Here is a 26684-nt window from a genome sequence, read left to right on the forward strand (position 1 = left end):
ATGAACCTCAAAAACCTGATAATATACGAAGCCTTCGCAAGGGCTTATCCGGGTGAAAAAGGGAAAAAGTTTCTCTCTCTCGAAAAAGATCTGGAAAGACTGAAGGGAATGGGCATCAACACGGTGTGGTTGATGCCCATTCATCCTACTGGTGTGGAAGGAAGGAAAGGGACTCTTGGCTCTCCGTATGCCATCCGTGACTACTACGAGATAGATCTTTTGATCGGGACAAAGGGAGATTTCAAAAAATTTGTGAAAAGAGCACACGAACTGAACATGTACGTTCTGATGGACATGGTGTTGAACCATGCTGCTGTCGACAATGTCCTAGTGAAGAAACACCCTGAGTGGTTTCTCAGGGATGAAAACGGAAACCCCACGAGGAAGGTTCCCGACTGGTCGGATGTCGTCGATTTTGACTATTCGAACGGAGAATTGAGAGAGTACATGATCAACATGATGAGGTACTGGGTTGAAGAGTTCGACGTGGATGGCTTTCGATGTGATGTGGCAGGCCTTGTTCCTCTGGATTTCTGGCTTCAGGCAAGAAAAAATCTCGATCCTGTGAAAAGACTCATATGGATATCCGAGACTCACGATCCGTACATGTACCAGGCGTTTGACATCACTTACGACTACGACGGTTATTACAGGTTCAGGGATTTCATAGAAGGGAAAAATAGTTTAAGGGAGTACATCGATTTTTTGAGGATGCAGGATCACATGTACCCAAGAGGATACATAAAGATGAGGTTTCTGGAAAACCACGATCAACCCAGAGTGGCGAAGTTTCTCTCTCGAGAATCACTGATGCACTGGATTGCTTTTCTCTTCACGGTGAAGGGAGTACCCCTGGTTCACAACGGGCAGGAATACGCTCTCAAGGAAGATCTTGACATATTCAACGAGTACACACTTCCCATTCCTGGAGAAGAAAACGAAATATTCTCTCTGCACAGAAAACTAGCACATTACAGATACAAAACGAACGTGTTTTCGAACGGAGAGATGATCTTCATAAGAAACGATCAGCCGGAGAGGGTGATATCCTATCTCTGGAGGCACGGAAACAGATTCATCCTCTGTGTCTTGAACCCTCTTTTGGAGAATACATCCGTTACTCTGGATTTTTCCGGCATATGGGAAAATATCTGTATTCACTCCAAAAATGTGTTCAACGACGATATTGTGAGGGTGAGTGTGAAAAATTCCAGAGCAAAAATAAAAGTCGGAAGAGAACCTCTGATACTTTCTTTCGTGCTCTACTGAGAGCAGGTGGTAGAATGAACATAGGTGTGGTGAATTTGCGCGTCAGACTCTTCGGTGTGAGATCCTTGAAAGAAAAAAGAGGCATACTGAGAAGACTCATGAATGACCTGAGAAAAAAGTACAACATATCCATTTCTGAAGTTGGGGCACACGATTCGAAGAACTTCTTCGAGATAGGAATCGCTATGGTGAACACCGACAAGGCTTTCATAGAGAAGGTTTTTGACGCCATCATAGATTATCTGGAACTCTATCCCGGTATGGAGGTAGAGGAAGCAGAGAGAGAGGTGTGGTAGAAAATGACGCTGGTCATAGATGAACTGGAAGCGATCCTGAACAGAGTCCTTTCAAAAAAAAGGATCGTTCATGTAAAGTCTGTGGTGGATTTTTCAAAAAGACTGGGAGAGATATACAACGTGGATCTGAACAGACTGGAACTTGCCGCTCTGTCACATGATATGTTCAGAGACGTGCCACCCAGAAAACTCTTGAAGATGTCCAGGGCTTACGGTCTGAAGATATCGGATCTAGAAAAGGCTCATCCTGTTTTGCTCCACGGAAAGGTGGCGGCAGAGTTTTTGAAAAGACGCTTCGGTGTGGATGACGAAGAAGTACTCATAGCCGTTGCTTATCATACTTCAGGACACGTTGGTTTCAGGGAAATAGGAAAGATCCTCTTCATAGCCGATTCTCTGGAGTTCACACGGGACTTTCCAGGGGTTGACGCTCTGAGGAAGATAGCGTTTCGAAACCTAGAGGAAGGATTCTTCCAGGTTTTGAAGAATAAAATCTTCTACGCGGTCGGAAGAGATCTTTTGCTCATACCCGAAACGGTGGAACTCTGGAACAGTATTCTCATGAGCAGAGGAGGTCATGTGGATGAAGAGGTCGAGTAAGATACTGCTCATCGTCGTCTTTGTGGTAGTGGCTGTTATCGCCGTTGGATTTCTCTACTACAGATCATTCCTTTCTTCTCCAGATTACAGAGCAAAAGAAATACACTATCTTTTCAGGGTGGAGGGCGAAAGTTACTTTGTGAGAATAGATGACACCAAAAGGATGGTGTACATCGTTTCCTTCCCAAAGGAGTCCTACGATCCGGAAAGAAAAGAGTCGCTCTTTTCTGAAAGACCCCTGAGCGATCTCGAAAAGATAGAGAACCTGCTGAAAGTAAAAGCGGAAAGGGTCTTCTACTCGGTGATGTCGAAAGAGGAGTTTTTGAAACTCTCTCAGAATCTTCTTGGAAAGCAGGTTGAAAGTTTCACGGATTTTGTCAAGGAACTTTCGAAGAGAAAGGTGAAACTCTTCGACTTTCTGTTTGTGGGAAGCTGGGTGAAGAATTTTGGGTTCAACAACCTGAACAGGTTCTCCCTGTACAAGTTCCTGGAAAAGGTATCTAGTTATGCGATCGACATCTTCGAAGCACCGACAATAACAAAAGCGCCTGTCATCGTGAAAGTTCAGGGAAAAGAGTACCGGAGGTTGTACCTTGACCCTGAGAAACTGGAGGTCATCACCGAGGAGATGAAAAGGTGAGGATAGACCCTCTCGGAGGGGAATCTCTGAAAAACCAGGAGGTCAAAGGAAAAAAATCCAAGAGAACTTCCAGAACCGGAGAAGTAGATAAAAAGGAATTCTTCGATATAATGAAGGACATCAGCGTAGAGCAATTTGAAAAACTCCTCAAAGAGGCCCTCGAGGAAGTGATCGAGTCCGGGAATGAACTTGTGAGGTCCCCCACTCCCTCTAACCTGAAAAGGTACAAGAATGCCATAAAGGAATTTCTGAAACTCGTTGAGAAAAAACTCTACAAACTGTCCGGTAGTTTCGATATGACAAGCGGGAAGGCAAAACTACACGTTGTGGTGGAGGAAGTGAACGAAAAACTGATGGACCTCGCCGAAAAGATCATGAAGAACGAATGGCAGACGATAAACCTGGCTGCCAGGATAGAAGAGATCAACGGACTCATACTCAACCTCTACCGCTGAATCTCAAGTGAAAGGTCCACAAAGACCTCACTCAAAGTCAGGCGGCTTGTTGAGATCACATCCACTGTTTCTATATCGTAATCCGATACGTTCTCCTCTGTGATGCCTCCAGACACCTCCACCACGACGTTTGGGTTCATCTCTTTGATCTTCTTCGATACCTTCTCTACCATTTCTGGCGACATGTTGTCCAGCATGACGATATCTGCTCCCATCTCAACGGCCTTCAGGGCGTCTTCCATGTTTTCGACCTCGATTTCGATCTTTCTTGTGAAGGAGGAAATTTTTTTAACTTCCTGGATCGCTTTTTCCACACTTCCGTAGAGTTTCAAATGGTTGTCCTTTATCATAACGCAGTCTCCCAGATTGAACCTGTGGGTGTCTCCGCCTCCGTGCATCACAGCAAGTTTCTGGAAAAGGGAAAAACCCGGAATCGTTTTCCTCGTGGCGGCTATCTTTGCGTGTTTGAGTTTTCTGGCAAACCTCCTTGTAACGGTGGCTGTTGAAAACATCAGTGATAGTGTGTTGAGGAGAGTTCTTTCGATCAAAAGCAGGCTGTACGTGTTGCCTTCTATTTCACCTATCGCACCTTTTTTGGGTATGAACTCACCATCCTTCACGTGGAAGATGGACTTCAGATGGTACTTTTCCAGAAATCTCTGGGCGAGTTCTATTCCGGAAGCGACCACGTTTTCTGTTTTCAGAAAAACAGTCGCTCTGGATGTCGTGTTTCGAAGGGGAAAAGAAGCGATATCCAGATTTCCTTCGTCTTCCCTCACGTGTGATGAAAGGATCTCAAGGAGTTTTTCCACATTATCACCCCATGATTTCAAACATTTTGAGAATGGGTCTTCTGGCTTTTTCGATGATGTCTTCAGGAAGAGTAACTTCGAAACTTTCTGTCTCAAGTGCCAAGAGTGTATTTTCCAGGGTGTTTTTCTTCATGTTCACACAGATGGCGCTTTCCAGTGGGATGAAGTTTCTATCCGGGAATTTCTTTTTCAATTTGTGGATCATACCCACTTCTGTTCCTATCACAAAGGTCTTTGCCGTGTCTTTCTCCGGTATCTTTTCCATCTGACCAGTGCTTCCAACGTAATCGGCTTTGTCCCTGACCGGTTTTGGACACTCTGGATGGACCACTACCCTGGCGTCAGGATGTTTTTTCTTTGCAATGTCAACGGAGTTTTCACTGAACTGATGAACAGGGCAGTGACCATCTTCGGGCATGGCGAAGATTTTCTTCCCTGTTTTCTCGGCCACGTACTCTGCCAGGTTTCTATCTGGGCCAAAGAGGATCACATCCGATTCGATTTTTCTTACAACCTCCACCGCGTTTGCTGAGGTGCATATGACGTCCGCAAGGGTTTTACACTCGGCTGTGCTGTTCACGTAAAGAACAACAGGAGCATTCGGGTATTTTCTTTTGTATTCCTCGATTGTCTCCGGTGTCAGGCGGTTTGCCATAGGGCATGTTGCGCTTCTGTCAGGAACTATGACCTTTTTTTCTGGATTCAATATCTTGACCAGTTCTGCCATGAAATCCACACCGAGGAAAAGAATCTTTTTTTCTTCCAGATCCATGGCTTTCCTTGCAAGTTGCAGTGAGTCTCCAACAAAGTCTGCTATATCCTGAAGTTCCGGGATCTGGTAGTTGTGAGCAAGTATCACATAACCTTTTTCCTTCTTCAGTTTCAGGATTTTGTCTATCACCCTTGTCCCTCCTCATCCGAAGACGATTTTGGAGTTCAGACTTTCGATGGTTTTCAAAATGGAATAAACCGTTACCATACTCGTTTTGGGATTTTCTGGAGATGGCAGGTTTTCTATTCTGAATTCATATTTTCCAACATCGGAGATAACACTTATGATGTGTACGTTGTTTGAGAGAGAAGAATCGGCTTTTATGATCACCTTTACCTTTTCAAAGCCGGCGATGAGACCAACGGTAGAAGCGATGTTTATGTTTCTGGGAAAAAGCTTTGCTGCCTCTTCTACACTTCCCTCGAAGACGGTCGTTTCTCCTTCGATGTTTATTCCAAGACTTTTCGGGTGTTTTCTTGTTTCAATGATCACTCGATGTATATTTTTTCTTACCGCTGCCAGCAAATCAAGCCCACCGATCGCACCGGAAGGGAAAAATACCTTTGCTGGTGAAACCTTAAGTTCTTCGAAAAACGATTCTCTGAAAACTCTGTCGGCAAAAGCGCTGGTGCTGATGATCAGATAGTTCACGGGGCTTTTCAGTATCTGAGAGGAGTACTCTTTAACCGCTTCTGGGGAGGCACATTCGATTACTGTATCCACATCCTCCGGGACATGAAACTCCTCAAGCCAGTGAATATCTGGAATGTGATCTTTTCGGAATTTGTCGAAGGCATAAACTTTCTCAAAGTGAGTCATCTTCAAAATCTGCTTTCCGATGTTGCCAACACCTATGATGAGAACTCTCATTGTCTTCACCCCTAACAAATTTTACACCTGCTGTAAACAACTGACAAGAGAGGTCGTATTTATGTTAGTTACAAATTGATTGATTTACTAAAATTATATTTTATTCACTAAAGTACGGTAAGTTCCATTTATTCACAAGGTGGGTGGTGATTGTAACTGGCATTGGATGTGTGATACAGAGTATGCAATTACCGGTAACGAAAAAATTCATGCGGGTTTGAGAGAGGTGATGTATGCAGGGAAAATGGAATTGTGAGTGAGAAAGCGAAAAAAAGATCTGTGAATATGTCTTCATCTGTGTTCATGTATCTATCATGAATAAAGAAACCGCACACTTAGCCTCTAACCTTTTAAGGAGAACCTTTTTGAACAAATTTGTGAAAATGAGAACTAGTTGATTTTCCCATAAAACAACTCAAAATGCCCCGACCTAGGTTAGAATAATTTATCTTTTGATTTTGTCTTTCTTTAGGCTTTTCATTGACTATGCAATTATTCCATTTTTCCAAACAGTACTTGACTGGATCTTTCTGTGTGTTAGAATCACCTGTGATGAAACACCCTTTGTATGTTCTCATATACTCTTGCTTTCTGACATGCTCTGTGGTATGATTCCCTTGAAATCCAACGGGTTTCAATACTTCCTTAGAGGTATGGAAACAGGTCTGTGTCTTTGACCGTCGCCAGGAACTGCTCGGGTTTCAATACTTCCTTAGAGGTATGGAAACGAGTGTTCTGGCAGGCGAAAGAACTTTTTGATGAGAAAGTTTCAATATTTCCTTATAGGTACAAACCCGCAGCGATTTTTCAGGCTGGAAAGCTTCTATTTTTTATTTTTATTTGACAAATATATGTAAAAAGTATATAATTTCCTCGAGGTGAAAGCTATGAGAAAAGTGTGCTGGTGCTGGTGGTGTGGTTATTAACACTCCCTCCCTATTGCAAAAAGATAAAAAACAGGATTGGGAGGGAGATTGGAATGGAATCTAAGAACACTCCGGTGATTGGAAAGGATGCCCTTGGGCGGGAGATTCGTGATCTTTCTAAAATTCCCTGGTGGGGTGTAGATAGAAAAGCAATAGAGTGGTATCCAGTCATCAACTACGATAAATGTGCAACGTGTGGTATTTGCTTTGTAACTTGTGGAAGGCGAGTATTTGACTTTGACAGAAAAGAAGGGAAAGTGATAGTAGCACGTCCTTACAATTGCATGGTCGCATGTCAGACGTGTATGAATCTTTGTCCAACAGGAGCAATAAGTTTTCCTGATGTTTCTTACATAAAGAAATTGGTCGCACAGAATAAAATTGTAAAAAAAACTTTTGAAATAATAAAACCTCTGCTACCTGATGAACACCTATCAATAAAGGAAACAGAAACTGATCCTGAACCATAAAGGAGGTGAAACCATGATCATAGCCATTCCCGTTTCTGAAAACAAAGGAAAAGACTCTCCTATATCGGAACACTTTGGTAGAGCACCCTACTTCGCATTTGTAAAAGTGGAAAACGACAAAGTGCTGGATATCTCCGTTGAAGAAAACCCTCTTGCACAGGATCATATCGCCGGTGCTGTTCCAAATTTCGTGAAAGAAAAAGGTGCAGAATTGGTTATAGTGAGAGGCATTGGGAAGAGAGCATTTTCCATCTTCGAGACTCTAGGCATAAAAGTGATAAGAGGAGCTTCAGGAACGGTGGAAGAGGTGGTGAACCGGTACTTGGCAGGACAATTAAGAGATTTGGACTATGAAGTTCGGGAGAAATTCCATCACCATTGAAACAAAAGAGGGGCCAAAGCCCCTCTTTTTCACTCCAGATCTTTCAGTATCGACTCTAATCTTTCGAGACGCTCTCTGTTGCTTTCCAGTCTTTCTTTTGTCTCTTCGACCACTTCTTCGGGGGCTTTTTCTAAGAAGTCTTTGTTGGAAAGTTTCTTTTCGAGGCGATCGATCTCCTTTTTGATTTTCTCCATGTTCTGTTTCAGTCTCTCTTTTTCCTTTTCGAAATCGATCAGACCACCAAGATCAACGTACACTTCCACGCTCTCTTCAACATAGGCAGTTGCTGTTTTTTGAGGCTTTTCATTCACGATGGCTATCTCTTCTATGTTTCCAAGAGTTTTGAGCAGTAGTTTCATTTCATCCGTGATTTCAAGCCCTTTTACGAAAATCCTCACTCTCTGAGACTGAGGAAGGTTCATCTCTGCTCTCACGTTTCTGACACCACGGATCATGTTCATAAGTCTTGTGAACTCTTTCTCTGCTGCTTCGTCGATGTTTTCTTCTTCCACCTCGGGCCACTTTGCTATCGTTATCGATTCACCATCGACAGGGAGCTTCTGCCAGAGCTCTTCTGTGAGAAACGGCATGAACGGGTGAAGGAGTCTCAGAGAGGTATCGAGTGTTTTCACCAGAAGCGTCTGAACGAGGTGCCTCTCTTCTGTTTTGAGTCTTGGCTTTGATGCTTCTATGTACCAGTCACAGAATTCATCCCAGAAGAAGTTGTATATGGTCCTTGCCGCTATGTTGAAGTCGTAGTTCTCCAGGGCACTGGTCACCTCTTTGACCGTTTTGTTGAGTCTTGTGAGTATCCACTTGTCCACCGTCTTGAGGTTTTCAAGTGGGACTTCTTTGTAATCTTCAAGGTTCATCAGGACAAACCTTGTGGCATTCCATATCTTGTTTGCGAACTTCTTGTAGGCGTCGAAGTACCTCGGATCGAGTTTTATGTCCCTTCCCTGAGCGGCAAGAATGGCAAGGGTGAATCTCATGGGATCTGCCCCGTATTCGTCTATCACCTCAAGAGGATCGATACCGTTTCCCAGAGATTTGCTCATCTTTCTTCCGTACTTGTCCCTGACCAGTTGATGGATGTACACGTGACTGAACGGTTTTTCGTTCATGAACTCATATCCCATCATGATCATTCTTGCAACCCAGAAGAAGATGATGTCGAATCCCGTGACGAGAAGATCAGTCGGATAGTACCTCTTGAGATCTTCCGTCTCCTCGGGCCAGCCAAGTGTTGAGAAGGGCCAGAGAGCGGAAGAAAACCACGTGTCGAGCACGTCTTCGTCCTGCTTCAGGTTGGTGGAACCGCATTTTTCACACTTTTCTACATCCTCTTCGGAAACGTTGATGTGTCCACAGTCCTGGCAGTACCACACGGGAATCCTGTGACCCCACCAGAGTTGTCTGGAGATACACCAGTCTCTGATCTCGTACATCCAGTTGAGATAGATCTTTGTCCACCTTTCCGGGAAGAATTTGATCTCTCCCTTTTCAACGGCTTCGATCCCTCTCTTTGCCAGAGGCTTTGTGGCGACGAACCACTGGTCTGACAACTTCGGCTCTATCACGGTATCACACCTGTAACAGTGACCGACAGAGTGTGTGTAGTCTTCTATTTTCACAAGAAAGCCCTGCTCTTCAAGATCTTTCACAATTTTCTCTCTTGCTTCGTATCTGTCGAGTCCCCTGTATTTTCCGCCGTTTTCGTTTATTCGTGCGTTGTCATCGAAGATCTCTACCATCGGGAGATTGTGTCTTTGTGCGATGAGATAATCGTTCGGGTCGTGAGCCGGTGTTACCTTCACCGCTCCTGTTCCAAACTTCGGGTCAACGTATTTGTCCGCAACAACCGGGATCTCCCTTCCAACAAGTGGAAGAATGAGAGTTTTGCCGACGAAGTCTTTGTACCTTTCGTCCTCCGGATGGACGGCCACCGCCGTGTCTCCAAGCATCGTTTCAGGCCTTGTGGTTGCAACGACTATGTATTCATCGGAGTCTTTGACGGGGTATTTCACATAGTAGAGTTTGGACTGATGCTCTTTGTGCTCTACCTCTTCGTCCGAGAGCACGGTTTTGCACCTTGGGCACCAGTTCACGATGTACTTTCCTCTGTATATCAAACCTTTTTTGTAGAGTTCGACGAAGACCTTCCTGACTGCTCTGCTGAGGCCCTCGTCGAGGGTGAAGCGCTCCCTTGTCCAGTCCACCGATGCTCCAAGGGCCTTTATCTGCTCTCTGATCTCTCTTCTGTACTTGTTCGCCCATTCCCAGGTGATCTCAAGGAACTTCTCTCTTCCTATCTCCTCTCTGGTTTTACCCTGCGTTTGAAGAAGGAATTTCTCCACAGCGTTCTGTGTGGCAATTCCGGCATGGTCTTCACCTGGAACCCACAGAACGTCGTACCCTTTCATTCTCTTGTACCTTACCACTATATCCTGAAGCGTTATGTTGAGGGCATGGCCCATGTGGATTCTTCCTGTGATGTTCGGTGGTGGTATCACGATGGAGAACTTTTCGCCAACACCCTTGGGAGTGAAGTAACCCTTTTCTTCCCAGTACCTGTACCATTTGGTTTCTATCTCGGCTGGATTGTATCTGGTCGAAAGTTCAGCCACTCTCAGCACCTCCTTCTCTTGAAATATTTTATCAGAACCTGAGAAGAGCCCCCACAAGACCACAACCGAATATGATTACAAGGGGATGAACCTTCGTGAAGGAGCACAGAAAGGCAACCACACTGAAGATGATCATGATGGGACTTCTGATACTCCCCATCAGGGAAAAGAGCGTGACGATCATAAGGGTGGTGGTGACACCCTCAAGTGCTTTCATCAACCTTTTCCTTTGAAGTTTCAAAAATCTTCCAAGGAAAATGGCAAAAGAGAGCACCAGAATCGGCGCTCCAAGGAAAGCGAGCGTGTTCAACACGGCTCCGGTCAATCCGAAGAATTTGTATCCCGTGTAGGTGGCAAGGTTTATCGCCACAGGCCCTGGTGTCATTTGAGCGATTGAGATGGCCTGAGAAAATTCTTCAAGGGTGAGAAATCCTCGAGAGACAAGCTCTTCCTTCAAAACACCAACAATTGCCCATCCGCCACCAAAGGAAAGAAATCCCACCTTAAGAAAGACAAACGCAAGATTCCACAAGATTCATTCCTCCTTCAGGTAGAGTAAAAAGGCAAGCAAGACGATCATCGGTATAACGAGAAAACTCTGGAAAATCAGAAGAAGAGCAGAAATACCCACAAGGGAAAATCTGTACAGATCCCAGCGCTGATTCTTCACAAGTCTGAAAAGAACACTTCCCACAAGCCCAACGATGGCAACGTATGCCCCTCTCAGAAAACTTCGAACGTAACTTACTCCTGAAAAAGACCGTATTATTTCTGTTACAGCAACGATGGCAAAAAACGGTGGTAGAACAACAGCCACTCCGGATGCAACCGCACCGGGCAGTCCCGAAAGTTTTCTTCCAACCAGAATGGCCGTGTTGAAGGCTATAGGACCTGGTATCACCTGTGCCGTACTGACTATCCGGAAAAACTCCTTCTCCGTCAGAAGGCCGGATTTTTCCAGTTCCCATTTCATCACGGGAATCATCGCGTATCCTCCACCTATCGTCAGGGTGGATATTCTGAGGAACAGAAAGAAAAGCCTTACAACCAAATTTCCCACCTCCAGATTCGATTTTAGTTCAACGCAAATTTCCTTCGGGTTAAATTTGTATATGATTTAATAGAATCAAAAGAGTCGGGAGGGGATGGATTTGGTACTTGTGGTGGACTATGGGTCACAGTACTCTCGATTGATAACAAGAAGAATCAGAGAAAACGAGGTTTACTCCGAGGTGGTCTTTCCAGATGATCCTGTGGATCTCTCCAAGGTGGACGCGGTGGTCCTCTCGGGCGGTCCAAAGAGTGTCTATGAGGAAGGCGCTCCAGGACTTCCAGAGTGGTTTCGCGAGTACAGAGGGCCTGTTCTTGCCATCTGCTATGGAATGCAGTTGATCGTGAAAGAGTTCGGTGGAGAAGTGAAGAGAGGAAGAGGAGAGTACGGAAGAACCCTAGTGGAACTCTCAGAGGATCCTCTCTTTGAAGGGATCCCGGACAGAATCCATGTGTGGATGAGTCACGGTGACGAGGTGGTGAAACTCCCGGAGGGATTCCACCCGATCGCTGTGTCCGAAACGGGTGTGATCGCCGCTGCCACAGATGGAAAAAGGTTCTGGCTGCTCCAGTTCCACCCGGAAGTGCACCACACCGAGTACGGTGATCGTATGATTTCCAACTTCCTCTTCAATGTGTGTAAGCTTGAGAAAAACTGGAAGATAGGAGACCTCGTGGAAGAGAAAATAAGACACATCAAAGAGACCATAGGGAACAAAAAAGCGATCCTCGCGCTTTCTGGAGGGGTAGATTCTTCCGTTGCAGCGGTCCTCGTGCACAGAGCGATAGGAAAGAACCTCGTGTGTGTCTTCGTGGACCACGGCCTTCTCAGAAAGAACGAGCGAGAAGAAGTGGAGAGAGTCTTCAAGGAACACTTCGACATGAATCTGGTTGTTGTGGATGCCAGGAAGAGATTTCTCGAAAAACTCAGAGGAGTCACGGATCCGGAGAAGAAGAGGAAGATCATAGGAGAAGAATTCATACGAGTGTTCGAAGAGGAAGCGAAAAAACACGATGTGGAATTTCTTGTTCAGGGAACGATCTATTCAGACGTCATAGAAAGCGCCGCATCCGGAAAGACGACTGCGAAGATAAAGAGCCACCACAACGTGGGCGGTCTTCCAGAGAAGATGAACCTGAAACTGGTAGAACCCCTCAGAGACCTCTTCAAAGACGAGGTGAGAAAAGTAGGAAAGTATCTCGGCATACCGGACAGGATCATAAACAGGCATCCGTTCCCTGGCCCTGGACTCGCCGTGAGGGTGCTGGGAGAGGTCACGGAAGAAAAGCTCGAAATCCTGAGAGAAGCGGACTACATATTCATAGAAACTCTCAGAAAGCATGACTACTACGATAAAGTGTGGCAGGCGTTTGCGGTTCTTCTTCCTATAAAAAGCGTAGGCGTGAAGGGTGACGCGAGGGCGTATGAGTACGTGGTGGCGCTTCGAGCCGTGAACAGCGTGGAGGGGATGACCGCAGACTGGTCCAGAATTCCGCATGATATACTGGACGAGGCATCAAGAAGGATCACAAGAGAAGTGAAAGGTGTCGGCAGAGTGGTCTACGATATAACTTCAAAACCGCCTGCAACCATAGAGTGGGAGTGAGAACTTGGAAGAACTGCTGAAAGAACTCGAAAGGATACGAGAAGAAGCAAAACCGCTCGTTGAACAGCGGTTCGAAGAGTTCAAAAGATTGGGCGAAGAAGGAACAGAAGAGGATCTCTTCTGTGAACTCTCTTTCTGTGTTCTCACAGCCAACTGGAGTGCGGAAGGTGGAATTAGAGCGCAGAAAGAAATCGGAAAGGGTTTTGTGCATCTTCCCCTTGAGGAACTCGCGGAAAAACTGAGAGAGGTTGGACACAGGTATCCTCAAAAGAGAGCCGAGTTCATAGTAGAAAACAGAAAACTGCTGGGAAAGTTGAAGAACCTTGTGAAGGGTGATCCTTTTCAATCCAGAGAGTTCCTAGTAAGAAACGCAAAGGGGATCGGCTGGAAAGAGGCGAGCCACTTTCTCAGAAACACCGGTGTGGAAGACCTCGCCATTTTGGATAAACACGTTCTGAGACTCATGAAAAGACACGGCCTGATTCAGGAGATACCAAAAGGATGGAGTAAGAAAAGATATCTCTACGTGGAAGAGATCCTCAGAAAAGTCGCCGAAGCGTTTGGAGAATCTCCCGGGAAGTTCGATCTCTACCTGTGGTACCTTGTGAAGGGGAAGGTGGATAAATAGGAGGTGATGGAGTGCGAAAATACGTGTGGATAGTCGTTTTCATCGTGCTGGGAATCTACTTTCTCACCGGTGTGTATCAGGTAGGACCCTCCGAAGTCGCCCTCCTCAAGACTTTTGGAAGATTCACCTCGGTCGTTCCTTCAGGAATCCACTACCACCTGCCGTATCCGATTCAGTCTCATGTGACCGTCGACGTCACAACTGTGAGAAAGATCGAAATAGGATTCAGAAGCATTCAACGAGGGGAGAGGATCTCTTACCAGTCGGTTCCTCAAGAAGCCATAATGATCACCGGTGACAACAACCTCGTGAGTGTCGAAGCGGTGGTGCAGTACAGGGTCAAAGACCCGGTAGCATTCGCTTTCAACATCACGGAAGCGGATTCGATCGTGAGGTTCACAACAGAATCTGTTCTTCGAGAAAAGGTAGCCATGCGAAGCATCGATGATGTCCTCACCACCGGAAGAGACGAGATAGGTTTTGAAACAGCCCGTATGCTCCAGCAGATTCTCGACTCTTACAACTGCGGTGTGAAGGTGGAGAACGTTTATCTTCAGGAAGTAGTTCCTCCGGATCCAGTGGTGGATGCCTTCGACGATGTGAACAACGCTCGTCAGGACAAAGAACGTCTCATAAACGAGGCAAGAAAATACGCCAACGACGTTGTTCCAAAAGCCCAGGGACAGGCACAAGAGATACTGAGACAGGCAGAGGCCTACGCTCAGGAAGTTTATCTGAAAGCACTCGGCGAAGCGAAAAGATTCGAAGAGGTGCTGGAAGAATACTCAAAGGCTCCTGATATCACGAGAAAACGAATGCTCCTCGACGCTCTCCAATCTTTGCTTGAAAAATCCGAAAACAAGGTTTTCTTCGTGGGAAACGGTGATTCTCTGAACATTCTCAACATTTCCGACCTTCTGAAGGGGATGGGAAAATGAAAATCTGGATGATTTCTCTTCTGATCATTCTGATCGTGGTGGGTGCGATCCTTCTTTTCTCTTCTTTCTACGTCCTGGATCAGACACAGCAAGCGGTGGTTCTGAGGTTCGGAAAGATCGTCGCGGTGGAAACAGAACCTGGGCTTCACTTCAAGCAGCCGTTCGTTGATAATGTGGTGAGATTCGATAAAAGAATCCTCCTCTACGATATAGAACCAGAAAAGATCATAGCCGCCGACAAGAAAACGCTCGTGATAGACACGTACGTTCTCTGGAGGATAAAAGATGCGGAAGCGTTCATAAAATCACTGAAGAGCGTGAAGCTCGCTCTTCCAAGAATCGACGATGTGGTTTACTCACACGTGAGGAACATCTTCGCAAAAGCGAACTTCGACGAGATCATCTCCGAGAAGAGAGAAGACCTTTTGAGGGAAGTCACGGCTCTTTCAAGAGAAGATCTGAAGGACTTCGGCATAGAAGTGGTCGATGTGAGGGTGAAGCACGCCGACCTCCCCGCTGAGAACGAAAAGGCCGTGTACGAAAGAATGAAAGCGGAAAGATACAGCATCGCTGCACAGATCAGGGCTGAAGGTGAGAAAGAGGCAAGAAAGATACGTGCGGAAGCCGACAAAACAGCGAAGGTTCTGATCGCGGAAGCTCAAAGCAAAGCAGAGCAAATCAAGGGAACCGGAGAAGCAAGCGCGGTGAAGATCTACGCGGAGGTGTTTTCAAAAGACAAGGACTTCTACGAATTCTGGAGAACGATGGAGGTTTACAGATCCATCGAGAAAGGAATTCTCATAATTGGAGACGAACTCGATGCACTGAAATACCTCAAAACGAAGTAAGGGAGAGTTCCCTCACTTCATTTTCAGAAAGTTACTCACGCTGAAGAGCATTCTGAACATCCATATGTTGAACTTGTTTACCCTGTTCTTTCCGGGGCCGTAACCGAAATCTTTCACCGGTCTGAGAAATCTGTACCTCCCAGCGTTGTGAACGATGGGAATGAGCTCACCATTTTCGAGATAGAACTTCGAATCTTTCACGTAGAATTTTTCTCGGGCCGTTGAAGGAATGAAGTTGTACTTCGAAGGAAGTTCCACATGAGGGTTCTTGTAGATCACGTAGTTTCCAATGACAGTATCTCCACCCCAGACGTTTATGTTTTTCAGACGTCTCTCCATTGTTCTTGCGAGCTCGAGGAAACCTTCCCTTGGTGCTATTATCACACCCACGTTGAAGAGCTTTTTGTTTGAAAGAAAAGACTTTATCTCCTTTCCATTCACAAGGTCTTCTTCCTTCACCACGAGATCAATGGGTGGACTCAACTGCTCCACAACCGCTCGAAAAGCATCTCTGTGTTCCTCGAATAGGTGCGAGATGTCACTCTGGAAGATGATGTCTCCGCCATCACAAAACAGGATCTGATCGTACTCAGGATGATTCTCAAGAAAAATGGCAAGATTGATGAAACGCGTGTTGTTTATGAGTCCAGAACGCTCCACAGCCGGAAAGTTGATAACCTCTTTAGGAAGTCCTGTGAGACCGTAGTTTATGACGAGAACGTCCGTTTTGCTCAGATCCACATTTTCCTTCAGAGATCTGTACCAGTCGTTCACAAGGAAATCCTGTATCTTTTCATTGCCTGCTGTTGCTATGAGGTTCAAGAAAATCCCTCCTGAGTTTCTTTCTGAGATTTGCCATCTCTATCGCCACCATGGCTGCTTCAAAGCCCTTGTTTCCACTTTTTGCTCCTGCCCTGTTGAGTGCCTGCTCCAGGGTATCGGTGGTGAGAACACCGAACACGATTGGAACATCCGAATTCATATTGAACTGAGCCACCGCTTTGCCTATCTCGTTCGCCACCACGTTGAAGTGGTACGTCTCTCCCCTTATCACAGCACCGAGAACGATTATAGCATCATGCACACCGAGATCGAGGAGTCTCTTGAGCGTGTATATCGCTTCCATACTTCCCGGAATTCTCACAACCGTTATGTTCTCGTCTGAGACACCGTGTCTTTTCAGCCCGTCGAGCGCTCCCTCGAGGAGTTTCGAAGTGACAAGGTCGTTGAACCTAGGAACGACTACGGCTATCTTCAAACCTTCTCCTCTGTAGTCTCCCTGAACAACCTTCATGAATTCACCTCCCTGAAGATTTCTTCGAGTTCGTGTCCGAGCTTTTTCATTTTTGTCGAAAGATAGAACCTGTTGTGAGGTGTTACTCTTCCGTACAGTCTCTTCGTTTCGACAACTTCGATCCCGTATTTTTCAAGACCAACCGTCTTTCTTTGGTTGTTGGTGAAGAGAAGAACCCTTTCGATGCCAAGGGCTTTCAAGATCTGCGCTGCCGGTGCGTAATCTCTTTCGTCTTCAGAAAAACCAAGAACTCTGTTTGCCTCCACCGTGTCCAAACCTTTGTCCTGAAGAGAATAGGCTGCAATTTTGTTCGAAAGGCCGATTCCTCTCCCTTCCTGTCTCAAATAGATCAGGATACCTCCGTGAGCTGACATGTATCTGAGAAAATTCGCAAGTTGTGAACCACAGTCACACTTCAAAGATGAAAGAACGTCTCCTGTTACACACTCTGAGTGAATTCGCACCGGAACTACTTCTCCAAAGGGTTCTTTGACGACGGCAAAATGTTCTTTGTTGTCAAGATGATTCTCAAAGGAGACGATTTTAAAGACACCAAAATCCGTTGGAAGGTTGGCTTCTGCCTTCTTCGTTATGAGCTGTTTTTTCCTTATGAATTCCTGCCAGACCTCTTCCATTTCCAGAACAGGAAGTGAGAATTTTTCTGCGAGGCGAAAGACAAAATCCAGATCATGGGAATCTCCTCGATCGCTCAGGATCTCAATTATCACCGCATACCGGTTGTATCCTGCCAGTTGTACAATTTCTAAAGATGCCTCCGTGTGTCCCTGGCGCCGCTGAAACCCCACGCCTCCGAGTACTGCAACATGCCCCGGGTATCTGAACTCGTGGAAGAACTTTCCTTCTGCTACCTTCCTGCACGTTTCTGCCCTTTCGGATGCGGAAATTCCCGTTCCACTTCCCCAGTCCACTGGCAAGAAGTAGTTGGCTTGGTAGTTGGAGGAAAGCTTTACAAAGCCCCTTCTTAGAAGGTCTTCTTCGTCGGCTGCTACACAGAAAAGCCCTTTTCCGTGGGTGACGAAGAAATTTGCAACCTCTTCTGTGATCAGTTGGGCCGGAAAGACAAAATCCGCTTCGTTTTCTCTCTTTCTGTCAACAAGAACGGCGGGTTTACCACTCTCGAAGAATTCTCTCAGACTTTCCACTCTCTATCACTCCCTTCAGATAACGTGCGATGATGTCTATTTCGTAGTTGACAGGATCTCCCGGAATCAGAAACCGAAGATTCGTGTTATGAAAGGTGTGTGGAATCACCTGGACGCTGAAGGTATCCAGAGACGTTTCAACAACGGTGAGACTCACTCCGTTCAGTGCAATGGAACCTCTGGGAACCACAGCCCACCTTTCTTCTGGCATGGAAAAGAACATGAAAACACTGCCGCCCCGCCTTTCTGAGCCAACAAACCGTACTACACCGTCTACGTGCCCTGTAACCAGATGACCACTCACACTGCTTCCAAAAGTTAATGCCTTCTCGAGGTTGTAGAATCGAGACACAGAAAGATTCGTCCTTCTTTTTGTTTCTTCTCCCACATCGAACCAGTACTCGTTCTCTGAGACTCCAGAAACAGTCAAACACACTCCGTTCACGGCCACGCTTTCTCCCACCTCAACTTCCCACGTTCTTTTGAAAAATAATCTCCCTTCCCTGAACACACCCTCTTCTACCCTCTGGATTATCCCCGTGAACACGGTCTCATCTCCAGGAAAAGTTCTGTGTCGGTGTGCTCTGATCGCACTATTCTGAACCTTGGTGGATCACTCACGGAGGATCTGTAGCCAGAAAAAACATCCAAACCTTCTCCGAATACCTTCGTAGAGTAAAATGCAAAAACTACATCTGCGTATTCGAGAAACTCTCCGAGCACCTCAGAACCTCCCTCCACAAGAACAGAGTCCACACCTTTCTCGTAGAGGACTTTCAGGATACCACCCACAGAGCAATCATTCAGCACTTTTTCCACATGGACCGGATATTTTGCTTCTTTGTTTTCTGTGAAAACGATCACTCGAGCGTTGTCTTCAAATACTCTGTAACTTCCTCCGCTCAAAATCCCCCTGCGATCGAGGATTACCCTTGTGGGATTTCTTCCACCTTTCAGTCTGCAGGTCAGTCTGGGATCATCTTTCAGAACGGTTCTGGCACCGACAAGAACGGCAGAATACACGTTTCTCATCTCATGGGCTTTGTGTCTCAGGTCCTGTGTGATCCATTTGGAGTTGCCTTCAGCGTCGGCTATCTTTCCGTCAAGAGTTGAAGCGTATTTCAAAGCGATGAAAGGCCTGTTTTCTGTTACGTACGTGATGAAAAACTCGCAGAGTTTTTTCACCTCTTCTTCCAGCACTCCTTCGACCACTTCTATTCCGTGTTTTTTGAGTTTTTCCACACCACTTCCTGAAACAGGGTTGGGATCTCTCATTCCGATTACTACTTTTTTTATCCCGCTTTCGATGATCAAGTCTGTGCACGGAGGGGTTTTCCCATGATGATCACAGGGCTCAAGGGTGACCACAAGGGTGGTTCCAGTTAGATCTTCCCCTTTCCTTTTCGCGCTTTCTATCGCCACCCGTTCGGCGTGTGGCCCACCAAAATAGGGATGAAACCCTTCCGATATGATCCTTCCTTCCTTCACTACAACGGCACCGACGGGAGGATTGGGATTCACTCTTCCAAGCCCTTTCTTTGCAAGTTCTATTGCTCTTTTCATGAACCTTTCGTACACATTTTCACCCCTTTTTAAAGAGAAAAGGGACCCTCTCGGGTCCCTGATGGTCTACACTCTTCGCTCTCTCCCATCCGGACTTTCACCGTCGGCCCCGGAATTCCACCGGGTCAACCCCCAGAAGGGGGCTCGCGGGCTTTCACCGCCGGTCGGGAATTCCACCCTGCCCCGAGAGCGATCTTCGAAACTATTCAGTTTCTTCCATTGTATCGGTTTCTCTTTTCTGGAAGATGAACTTATTTTTTCAGATAATTCTTTCTCATCTCTTCGTTTTCTGGAAGAGAAAGGATTTCTTCTATCACCTTCTCTACCTGTTCGTCACTCTTTGTCCTTGGGTCTCTGTAGAGAACTTCTTTTATGATCCTTATATCACCCGTGAGGAACGCTTCGAGTGCCATCTCCATTCTCATGATCCTCGGTCTCAGATAATACTTCACCACACGTTCTGGAAGTGGTGGGGCGATCTTTTCTGGATGGATACCGTCCCTGTCCACAACTGCTGGAACTTCAACAACCACATCGTCGTCGATACCCTGTATGATACCTTTGTTTGGAATGTTTATCACAAATCTACTTCTGTTGTCGTTGAGCAGGGCATCGATGAAAGGAATGTGCTGTTCACCGCTCTTTTTTTCAGGATCGAGAATCTTTTCCACTTCAAGGACGAACTGTTTTTCCGAAAGATCCTTTCCAAGAACACTTCCAAGGTCGGAGAGCCTCGCGGACGGATTTTCTTTGATGAACTTTGCCACCTTCTTTGTGATCTCCGTTACCTTTCCAAGTGTGTCCTGGTACCATTTCCAGCCTATTTCAGAATCTGCTCCTCCCCAGGGTTCACCGTACCATTTCTTCTTGGTCTCAAGATCCCTGTGGTACCTCCACGAAGAGTTTCTCACGGTGTCACCGATGGGCATCACACCGTAGAATCTGTACATGTCTATCGCAGCGGGAGAGAGCTGGTCGTTGAAGGGGTTCTCTGGTTTCCAGTCTTTCGATTTTTCACTGATCCATCTATCTAGAAGTGGGTACGCATCCTCGCCGTTGTATCTGAACCTGTTCAACCATATTCCGTGGTTCACACCGGCAACCTGCCAGTCTACCCTGTTTTCTTCCAGCCCCAGTTTCTCTACGATCTCCATCACGCCGTAGTGTCCATGGCAGAATCCCACTGCCTTTATGGGAACCGTTCTTGTCACAAGGGTTGTTCCTTCAAAGACAGGATTTGCCGCCTGCAGATACCACGCCTTTGGAGAGAGTCTCTCTATTTTCCTTGCGATATCCACGAAGTACTTGAGCTGGTTGTAGTTTGAAAACGTGTAGTAGTCGGAGACCATGTTGAACTCCTGCGCGTCTATTCCTCTGTAGTATCCGTACTTTTCGCTGATCCTTCTGACCTTTTCAAGATAGGTGTGGCCACCCACCATCGCTGTGTTTATCACAAAATCCGCATCAGCGATGGCTTCGTCTACGCTTGTTGTCTTTTCAAACTTCAGGTCGGCTCCCACTTCTTCAACGTACTTTTTTGCTATGGTCAGAACCGCATCTAGCCTTTCTTCGTCGATGTCCATGAGGGTAACGGTACTTCCGGAAAGACCGGGAGTTTTGCAAAGGTCGCTCACGAGCCTCAGTGAGAAAACGGCACTTCCTGCTCCGATGATACCGATCTTCACAGCTGGCATACCACTACCTCCCCATTCTTTGATTTCCCAATCACACTATACAACCTGTGCGAAATCTTTTCGAAAATTTATGTACTTCGTCAAGAAAAAACAAAAGCCGGCTTTCGCCGGCTGTTAAAGACCAGAATTTTTTCACACTCTCTTGTACAATCTGTACCTTCCAACTCTGAGGTCGATCGGCTTTAAGATCCTGAACGATCTTCTTCCAACGGGCACCTTCACGACTCCTCCATCCACATGGAACTTCTCACCGGTGAAGATGTCGAAAAGAGGAGTTGCGTTCATGATCTTTCCATCCGGAAGGGAGAGAACAACGTTTTTTTCCTCTTCAGGATTCACCACAACGATCGTGTCTTGAAGAGGATGCGGGGCTTTCCTCATGAAGGCAAGTGGCTTTTCTTTCAAAAGTATGAACTCGCCAAACCTCAAACCAGGATCGGTTCTCCTGAACCTGATCATCTTCTTGTAAAACTCAAACAACTCCATGTCCCACTTTTCCCTGTTCCATTCCATGGTGGCTCGACACTCCGGATCTTCTCCACCTGTGAGGCCTATCTCTGTTCCGTAATAGACGAGCGGAACGCCCGGATATGTGAACTGAAGCACTATAGCGAGTTTTCTGAGATCTTTGACTGGGACCGTCGTTGCAAGCCTTGGAGTATCGTGGCTGTCTAGCATGTTCCAGCACCCGAAGATGTTCTTTGTTTCTCTGTAAGCCCTTTCGAGTTCTGTCCCTATAGAATCCGTTTCTCCGTTCACATAGCTCAAAACAAGGCTCCTGAAATTGTAGTTCATCAATCCATCGACCATTTCCCATCCTGCCGGGTAGGTCCATATCTCGCTCACAAGATACTTTTCAGAAGAGAATTCCTTTACTTTCATGTTGATCCACAGGTTGACCAGAGGTCCAAGGTCGTGACCACAGTCGAGCCTCCAGCCGTCCACACCCACTTCCAGGTAGTGTTGAACGACTTTCAATATGTATTCTCTCACCTCTTCAACTTCCACGTTCAGTTCGGGCAAACTTCCCACGTCGAACCAAGATCTGTGCCTGTCTCTGTAAAGAAAGAAACGGTTCACGTATTCAGGATCTTTCTTCCTTGCCTTTTTGAACCAGGGATGCTGACTTCCAACGTGGTTGAACACACCGTCCAGAATGAGTTTGATGTTCCTGCTGTGAAGAACTTTCAGAAGGTGTACAAAGGCTCGTTTTCCTCCGAACTGTGGATCGATCTTGAAATAATCTATCGTATCGTATTTGTGATTTGTATCGGAAAGAAAGATAGGAGTGAGGTAAACTGCGTTAACTCCGAGTTCTTCTAAGTAATCGATCTTCTCTGCTATTCCCCATAGATCTCCTCCGTAGAAGACCTTCACGTGCTGAGCACCGGGAAGTTTTCGAGGAGGAACCCCCCATTTTTCGATGGTTCCCCCTCGTTTCAGATAAAGATCTTTTTTGTCCTCGACGGTCTTTCCTTTGCCGATGAAAAACCTGTCCGGGAATATCTGGTACACAACACTGTCGTATACCCAACTTGGTATGGGATACATCATCCTTTCACCGATCCTTTCGTGAGTCCACCGACTATGTATTTCTGAAGTGACAGGAACAGAATCACCATCGGTGTCATACCGAGAAGAGCAGCTGCCGTGAAGAGCCCCCATTCTGTTTCATATGCTCCCGTTGAGAACGTCCAGAGGCCAAGGGCATAAGTGTAATTCTTAACATCCTGCAGGATGATTCTTGCAAGGACGAATTCGTTGAACGTCCCTATGAAGGTCAATATCACGATAACGGATAGAATGGGGAGTGCAAGTGGGACGACTATCTTGTAAAACGTCTGAAAGCGTGTGGCACCGTCTATCATGGCGGCTTCTTCCAGAGACGAGGGTATCGTGTCGTAGAAACCTTTTATGAGATACATGTTGTACGCTATGTTACCAAGGTAAGCGAATATCAAACCACCCAGGGAATCGAGTCCCAAAAAGGGTAAGAACTGCCCGATGAGTTTCAGAAGTCCGTATATAGCGACCATGTACATGATGGCCGGGAACATCTGTATCAAAAGGAGTGCCATGATTCCGTACTGTCTTCCCCAGAACCTCATCCTGCTGAACGGATACGCTGCGAGCGCACAGACAGCCGTTGTGATTATAGAAACAAGTCCTGCGACGACGACGGAGTTTGCAACCCATCTGAGGAAGTAGTGTCTTGTCTTCTGTTCCCAGATTTGCGCTACTCTGTAAAGGTCTCCGTCAATCTTTTTGAAGTCACTTCTGAGTTCCTTCAAGGGGACACTGTCCATGAGGGATCCTGCCTTTCTTGAAGCAACGGCGGTGTTGGTGAGAACTTCCTGAACGAAGTTCATCTTCACCAGATCGTAGAGCATCTGAAGGTGTTCAGACGAGACAAAAACCCCTCTGTACGAAAGATCAAGAAGGTTTGGATAACTTCCTTTGAAATCGTAAAGCACCTTTCTGGAGTTTTCAAGGATGTCCAGAGCGTTTTTGTAACCCGTTTCCATTCTTCTGCTGAACTCTCTGTAATCCTCTATCCAGGAAAGTTCCGATACCATTTTTCTTATCGTCTGAATAAAACTGTCGTTTCCGTATTGGGAAATGTATAGACTTACAAAATTTTTTGAAGTTCTGTATATAGACAGCAGCTTTATCTGGGTTGCACTGTTGAAAGATTTTATATCTTCAACGACCCTCTTTCTGTTTTCTATTTCGTAGGAGAACACCCTCAGGTCCACATACCTTTTTGCCAGGGATATTCTGCTTTCTTTCTGAGAAGCGGTGTTTGTGAGTGTTGTCAGACTCTTCTTTAGGCCTTCCAGCCTGGAATTCAGGAAAGCCAGTTCGTTCTGCAGATCTTTCAATTCTTTCGCCTTCTGAATGAACGAATCGATGTTTTCACTCATCTGCTTCAGAACTCCATCAACAGTTGGTATAACTTCCTCGAACGACTGTAGAAAGTTCCTGTAGAGAGACTTCTTCGTTATGTTACCATCCTGAAGAAGGAGTTCCTTCATCTCCAGAAGTGACTCTTTCATTTTTGCTACACTGCCGGCAAGGTCTTTCAGGTCAGAGAAGGAGGATATCTTTTCGTGCAAAATGGACAGTTCAGAGATCGCTTTCTCGATGGAATCTTTCACAGCGCTATCGTCGGGGGTGAACATTGTTTCGATCTGGCTTTTGCTGATGCTTCTAAGCATTTCTGAAAGGTCGGCCAGTATCTCGGTCGCAAAATCAATGTCTGGTTTCAAGATCTCAAGAACTTTCTGTTTGTCCAGGATCTCTTCTTCGATGACTGCTTTTTGCTTTTCAAGTTGAGAGATCTTTTCCTGAACAGAAGAGATTTCGCTCTGGAGCTTTTCGATATTTTCCCTTACAGATCCAATTTCTTTTTGATAGATCAACTCCATATCAGAAAGGGCATTTTTGAGGTCGTCCTGTGTGTTCACGGAATAGCCGACCAGTCTTTCGAGTTCATCTTTCAGAGCAGAAAATTCTGAACTTTTTAAATTTTTTCCTTTCAGTTTCTCGTACAGAGCAATCGCAAGTTCCTGAGGTTGGGGAACAGGTGTCTTCTCCAGTTCTTTCTTTACAGCGTTTTCTATCTTTTCCAGAACACTCTCTGTATGAGCCTTCACTTCTTCTACTCTCTCTGAAAAGGTCTCTTCTGTCTTTGTGTACCTTCTATAGGAATCCTCCAGAAGTTTCCTGGTTTCATTCAGGTATCCATCGAACCTGCTGATGCGATCTTCGATGAGTTTTTCGGCTTTTTCTCTTGTCACATCTTTGAAAGGTTCAACACGTGAGACAAGACTCTGCATCTCCTGGATCAGAACAGGAAGGTTCTTCTCCGGTGCCACAAGGTCCTTGTAGTGTTGCAGTGTGAGGCGGGAGGAGAAGAGTTTTGGTGAAAAGGCCGCTTCGTCCCTTCTGAAAGAAGTGGACACCACCCAGACTATCGGAAAGAGAACAACTATCACCAGAATGATCAAAAGGATGTGTGTCAATAGTCTGTTTCTTTTTCTCACCATCACTCGCTCACCTCTTCAAAGGCTCCGGAGAGTTTGAAGTTCACAAAGCTGATACCACCGACCAGGAAGAAGATAATGATGGATATGGCACTTGCGAATCCAAAGTCCTGACCCCTTCCACCTTCAAACGCCAGTTTATAAACGTAAGAGATGAGAATATCCGTGTGTCCAACAGGTGTTGTGGCACCTGCCATCGCAGGACCACCGCCGGTGAGAAGGTATATGTTCACAAAGTTGTTAAAGTTGAAGGCAAAACTTCCAACAAGCAGGGGTGCCACCGTTGTCATCAAAAGAGGGAAGGTGATGGTCCAGAACCTTCTCCATCTTCCAGCACCATCTATCGACGCTGCTTCGTACAACTCTTCCGGTATGCTCTGAAGTGCTCCAAGAGAGACGGCCATCATGTATGGGAAACCAAGCCATGTGTTTACAGTGAGAACGGCAACCTTTGCCCAGAAGGGATCGTTGAACCACTTTACAGGTTCCAGACCAAGAAGTGGAAGAACAAATCTGTTCAATATTCCGTAAGTCTCGTTGAACATACCATTCCTCCAGACCAGAACGGAGATGAACGCTGGAACGGCCCAGGGAATGATGAGCAATGTTCTGTAGATGTTCCTTCCACGAAGGCTTCTGTCGTTCAAAACCAGAGCCAGGGAAAGTCCAATGGCAAATGTGAAAAGAACGCTCAAAGCGGCCCAGGTGAAGGTCCAGGTGAACACTTTGAAGAAAGGACCTGAAATCTTCGGATCAGTGAATATTCTGGAGAAGTTTTTGAAGCCAATGTAATCCATGTATCCGACAACAAATATTTCTTTTCCGTTTCTGTCGTAATCGTAGAAAGCACCGTCTTTCTCAGCAAGTTTTCTTCCTGTGAGGTTGTTTTTCACCACCAGTTTTGTAACGATCTTTCCGTTTTCAAAGGATTCTTCCAGAGAGAGCGAATAGAGTCTTTTCACCGGGTAAAAATACCATTTCCCGCTTTCGCTTATCCTCAACATCAGCATCTGATCGTCGTACCAGAATTCTGCTCTGTTCAGATGTTTTTGAGCGATGTTCACCTTGAAAAACGGTTCGTTTTTCTTCAAAGAAGGATCATCTGGAGAGTAGAGGGGTTTGTAAACTTTCCCGTTCGAGGTGATCGCGTCCACATCTTCCAGTGAGGAAACGGGCCAGGGAACAAATTCGTAAGTGGTACCGTCCAGTTGAACTGTTCCTTCCTTGACTGAAAAGAGTGAAGATTCCCTCAGAAGAACTTCATTTCCACTCTTTTTGGTTACAACGGGCTTTTCAGCGAGGAATATCCTTCCACCGTCTTCGAACAAGATCAGGAAATCCTCTGTTGGTTTCAACCCTTCGTAGACACTGAAAACCATGTAATTAACAGGGGTTGAATCTTCTGGTACGTAGGTGAAGTTTGGATCGAAGAGGATCCTTTCTATCGCTTCTTGTCTTGTCATCAGGTGACCCGTTCCGTAATTTGTAAACGCAATCTTCACGGTGAAGTATATCGGATACAGTACAAGAACGAAAAGCAGAATGAGAGCAGGGATGGTGTATCTGTAAGGATAGGCTTTGGGGTTGAACACAAAAAAGTCTATGAGAACAAGAAGAGTCAGAAGGACGATCCCCAGTTCATAATAAGCATTCTGAAAAAGAAAAACACCGGCCCATACGATTCCGGCATTGAAGAGTGCAAGAAGCATTATCAGAAAAACTCTTAGAATGCTT

General features: G+C 46.0%; 26 protein-coding genes and 1 riboswitch. Of the genes, 11 read left to right on the top strand and 15 right to left on the bottom strand.

The window, feature by feature from the left end; translation table 11 throughout:
* From CTN_RS03640 to CTN_RS03660, 5 genes are read left to right on the top strand one after another with little or no spacing between them, the layout of a single operon-like run.
* A complete protein-coding gene (locus tag CTN_RS03640) occupies positions 1–1269 on the top strand; it encodes an alpha-amylase family glycosyl hydrolase (protein ID WP_015919232.1) in 1269 nt (422 codons plus the stop codon).
* A gap of 14 nt (positions 1270–1283) precedes the next feature.
* Positions 1284–1565, top strand: a complete 282-nt coding sequence (locus tag CTN_RS03645) for a DUF503 domain-containing protein (RefSeq protein ID WP_015919233.1) — start codon at positions 1284–1286, stop codon at positions 1563–1565.
* A 3-nt stretch (positions 1566–1568) separates the two neighbouring features.
* Positions 1569–2165, top strand: a complete 597-nt coding sequence (yqeK, locus tag CTN_RS03650) for a bis(5'-nucleosyl)-tetraphosphatase (symmetrical) YqeK (protein ID WP_015919234.1) — start codon at positions 1569–1571, stop codon at positions 2163–2165.
* Positions 2149–2805 (top strand): hypothetical protein, encoded by a 657-nt coding sequence (locus CTN_RS03655; RefSeq protein ID WP_038067062.1) that lies wholly within the window; start codon positions 2149–2151, stop codon positions 2803–2805. Before yqeK ends, CTN_RS03655 begins: the two co-directional genes overlap by 17 nt.
* Positions 2802–3260: a YaaR family protein gene (locus CTN_RS03660; protein ID WP_015919236.1), complete on the top strand. Its 459-nt coding sequence runs from the start codon at positions 2802–2804 to the stop codon at positions 3258–3260. The genes CTN_RS03655 and CTN_RS03660 overlap by 4 nt, the downstream gene beginning before the upstream one ends.
* Here the strand turns inward: CTN_RS03660 and nadC are convergent.
* Genes nadC through nadX form a run of 3 tightly spaced genes read right to left on the bottom strand, consistent with a single transcriptional unit; the run spans position 3251 to position 5714 of the window.
* Positions 3251–4072 carry a carboxylating nicotinate-nucleotide diphosphorylase gene (gene nadC / locus CTN_RS03665; protein ID WP_038067065.1) on the bottom strand — a complete coding sequence of 274 codons (822 nt, stop codon included), beginning with the start codon at positions 4070–4072 and terminating at the stop codon, positions 3251–3253. The genes CTN_RS03660 and nadC overlap by 10 nt on opposite strands.
* A gap of 4 nt (positions 4073–4076) precedes the next feature.
* On the bottom strand, positions 4077–4973 hold the full coding sequence (gene nadA, locus CTN_RS03670; protein ID WP_015919239.1) for a quinolinate synthase NadA: 897 nt from the start codon (positions 4971–4973) through the stop codon (positions 4077–4079).
* Between the two features lie 12 nt (positions 4974–4985).
* The gene (gene nadX / locus CTN_RS03675; protein ID WP_038067070.1) at positions 4986–5714 is read right to left on the bottom strand and encodes an aspartate dehydrogenase; all 729 of its coding nucleotides are present in this window, start codon (positions 5712–5714) and stop codon (positions 4986–4988) included.
* A gap of 898 nt (positions 5715–6612) precedes the next feature.
* Between nadX and CTN_RS03680 the strand changes: the two genes are divergently transcribed.
* Together CTN_RS03680 and CTN_RS03685 are read left to right on the top strand one after the other, a co-directional pair.
* Positions 6613–7110, top strand: coding sequence for a 4Fe-4S dicluster domain-containing protein (locus tag CTN_RS03680; protein ID WP_244857385.1), 498 nt, complete (start codon positions 6613–6615; stop codon positions 7108–7110).
* A gap of 13 nt (positions 7111–7123) precedes the next feature.
* Positions 7124–7492 (top strand): NifB/NifX family molybdenum-iron cluster-binding protein, encoded by a 369-nt coding sequence (locus CTN_RS03685; RefSeq protein WP_015919243.1) that lies wholly within the window; start codon positions 7124–7126, stop codon positions 7490–7492.
* Between the two features lie 29 nt (positions 7493–7521).
* Here CTN_RS03685 and CTN_RS03690 read toward each other — a convergent pair whose 3' ends face one another.
* The 3 genes from CTN_RS03690 to CTN_RS03700 are packed head-to-tail and all read right to left on the bottom strand — an operon-like array spanning position 7522 to position 11170.
* The gene (locus tag CTN_RS03690; RefSeq protein ID WP_038067093.1) at positions 7522–10119 is read right to left on the bottom strand and encodes a valine--tRNA ligase; all 2598 of its coding nucleotides are present in this window, start codon (positions 10117–10119) and stop codon (positions 7522–7524) included.
* A 31-nt stretch (positions 10120–10150) separates the two neighbouring features.
* Entirely contained in the window at positions 10151–10651 is a 501-nt protein-coding gene (locus tag CTN_RS03695) for a chromate transporter (RefSeq protein ID WP_015919245.1), read from the bottom strand.
* 3 nt (positions 10652–10654) lie between these two features.
* Entirely contained in the window at positions 10655–11170 is a 516-nt protein-coding gene (locus tag CTN_RS03700) for a chromate transporter (protein ID WP_038067096.1), read from the bottom strand.
* Between the two features lie 100 nt (positions 11171–11270).
* Between CTN_RS03700 and guaA the strand changes: the two genes are divergently transcribed.
* The 4 genes from guaA to hflC are packed head-to-tail and all read left to right on the top strand — an operon-like array spanning position 11271 to position 15190.
* A complete protein-coding gene (guaA, locus tag CTN_RS03705; protein WP_041437575.1) occupies positions 11271–12776 on the top strand; it encodes a glutamine-hydrolyzing GMP synthase in 1506 nt (501 codons plus the stop codon).
* Between the two features lie 4 nt (positions 12777–12780).
* Positions 12781–13404 (top strand): N-glycosylase/DNA lyase, encoded by a 624-nt coding sequence (locus CTN_RS03710; RefSeq protein ID WP_004082367.1) that lies wholly within the window; start codon positions 12781–12783, stop codon positions 13402–13404.
* 11 nt (positions 13405–13415) lie between these two features.
* Positions 13416–14342: an FtsH protease activity modulator HflK gene (hflK, locus tag CTN_RS03715; RefSeq protein WP_015919248.1), complete on the top strand. Its 927-nt coding sequence runs from the start codon at positions 13416–13418 to the stop codon at positions 14340–14342.
* A complete protein-coding gene (hflC, locus tag CTN_RS03720) occupies positions 14339–15190 on the top strand; it encodes a protease modulator HflC (RefSeq protein ID WP_004082369.1) in 852 nt (283 codons plus the stop codon). The genes hflK and hflC overlap by 4 nt, the downstream gene beginning before the upstream one ends.
* Positions 15191–15202: 12 nt before the next feature.
* Here the strand turns inward: hflC and CTN_RS03725 are convergent, their stop codons facing one another.
* The 9 genes from CTN_RS03725 to CTN_RS03765 all read right to left on the bottom strand — a co-directional run bounded on the left by CTN_RS03725 (position 15203) and on the right by CTN_RS03765 (position 26659).
* Positions 15203–16012: a glycosyltransferase gene (locus CTN_RS03725; protein ID WP_015919249.1), complete on the bottom strand. Its 810-nt coding sequence runs from the start codon at positions 16010–16012 to the stop codon at positions 15203–15205.
* Entirely contained in the window at positions 15984–16484 is a 501-nt protein-coding gene (ribH, locus tag CTN_RS03730; RefSeq protein WP_015919250.1) for a 6,7-dimethyl-8-ribityllumazine synthase, read from the bottom strand. Before ribH ends, CTN_RS03725 begins: the two co-directional genes overlap by 29 nt.
* On the bottom strand, positions 16481–17647 hold the full coding sequence (locus CTN_RS03735; protein ID WP_038067097.1) for a bifunctional 3,4-dihydroxy-2-butanone-4-phosphate synthase/GTP cyclohydrolase II: 1167 nt from the start codon (positions 17645–17647) through the stop codon (positions 16481–16483). The genes ribH and CTN_RS03735 overlap by 4 nt, the downstream gene beginning before the upstream one ends.
* On the bottom strand, positions 17613–18194 hold the full coding sequence (locus CTN_RS03740) for a riboflavin synthase (RefSeq protein WP_015919252.1): 582 nt from the start codon (positions 18192–18194) through the stop codon (positions 17613–17615). The genes CTN_RS03735 and CTN_RS03740 overlap by 35 nt, the downstream gene beginning before the upstream one ends.
* Positions 18179–19225 carry a bifunctional diaminohydroxyphosphoribosylaminopyrimidine deaminase/5-amino-6-(5-phosphoribosylamino)uracil reductase RibD gene (gene ribD, locus CTN_RS03745; protein WP_015919253.1) on the bottom strand — a complete coding sequence of 349 codons (1047 nt, stop codon included), beginning with the start codon at positions 19223–19225 and terminating at the stop codon, positions 18179–18181. The genes CTN_RS03740 and ribD overlap by 16 nt, the downstream gene beginning before the upstream one ends.
* Positions 19226–19283: 58 nt before the next feature.
* A riboswitch (FMN riboswitch) is annotated at positions 19284–19405 on the bottom strand.
* 56 nt (positions 19406–19461) lie between these two features.
* Positions 19462–20904 carry an alpha-glucosidase AglA gene (aglA, locus tag CTN_RS03750; RefSeq protein ID WP_015919254.1) on the bottom strand — a complete coding sequence of 481 codons (1443 nt, stop codon included), beginning with the start codon at positions 20902–20904 and terminating at the stop codon, positions 19462–19464.
* Positions 20905–21036: 132 nt separating this feature from the next.
* A complete protein-coding gene (aglB, locus tag CTN_RS03755; RefSeq protein WP_038067101.1) occupies positions 21037–22458 on the bottom strand; it encodes a cyclomaltodextrinase in 1422 nt (473 codons plus the stop codon).
* Entirely contained in the window at positions 22455–24956 is a 2502-nt protein-coding gene (locus CTN_RS03760) for an ABC transporter permease subunit (RefSeq protein WP_049750495.1), read from the bottom strand. The genes aglB and CTN_RS03760 overlap by 4 nt, the downstream gene beginning before the upstream one ends.
* Entirely contained in the window at positions 24953–26659 is a 1707-nt protein-coding gene (locus tag CTN_RS03765; RefSeq protein ID WP_422095805.1) for an ABC transporter permease subunit, read from the bottom strand. Before CTN_RS03765 ends, CTN_RS03760 begins: the two co-directional genes overlap by 4 nt.
* Positions 26660–26684: the final 25 nt, after the last annotated feature.

Source organism: Thermotoga neapolitana DSM 4359, from assembly GCF_000018945.1.
Lineage (GTDB): Bacteria > Thermotogota > Thermotogae > Thermotogales > Thermotogaceae > Thermotoga > Thermotoga neapolitana.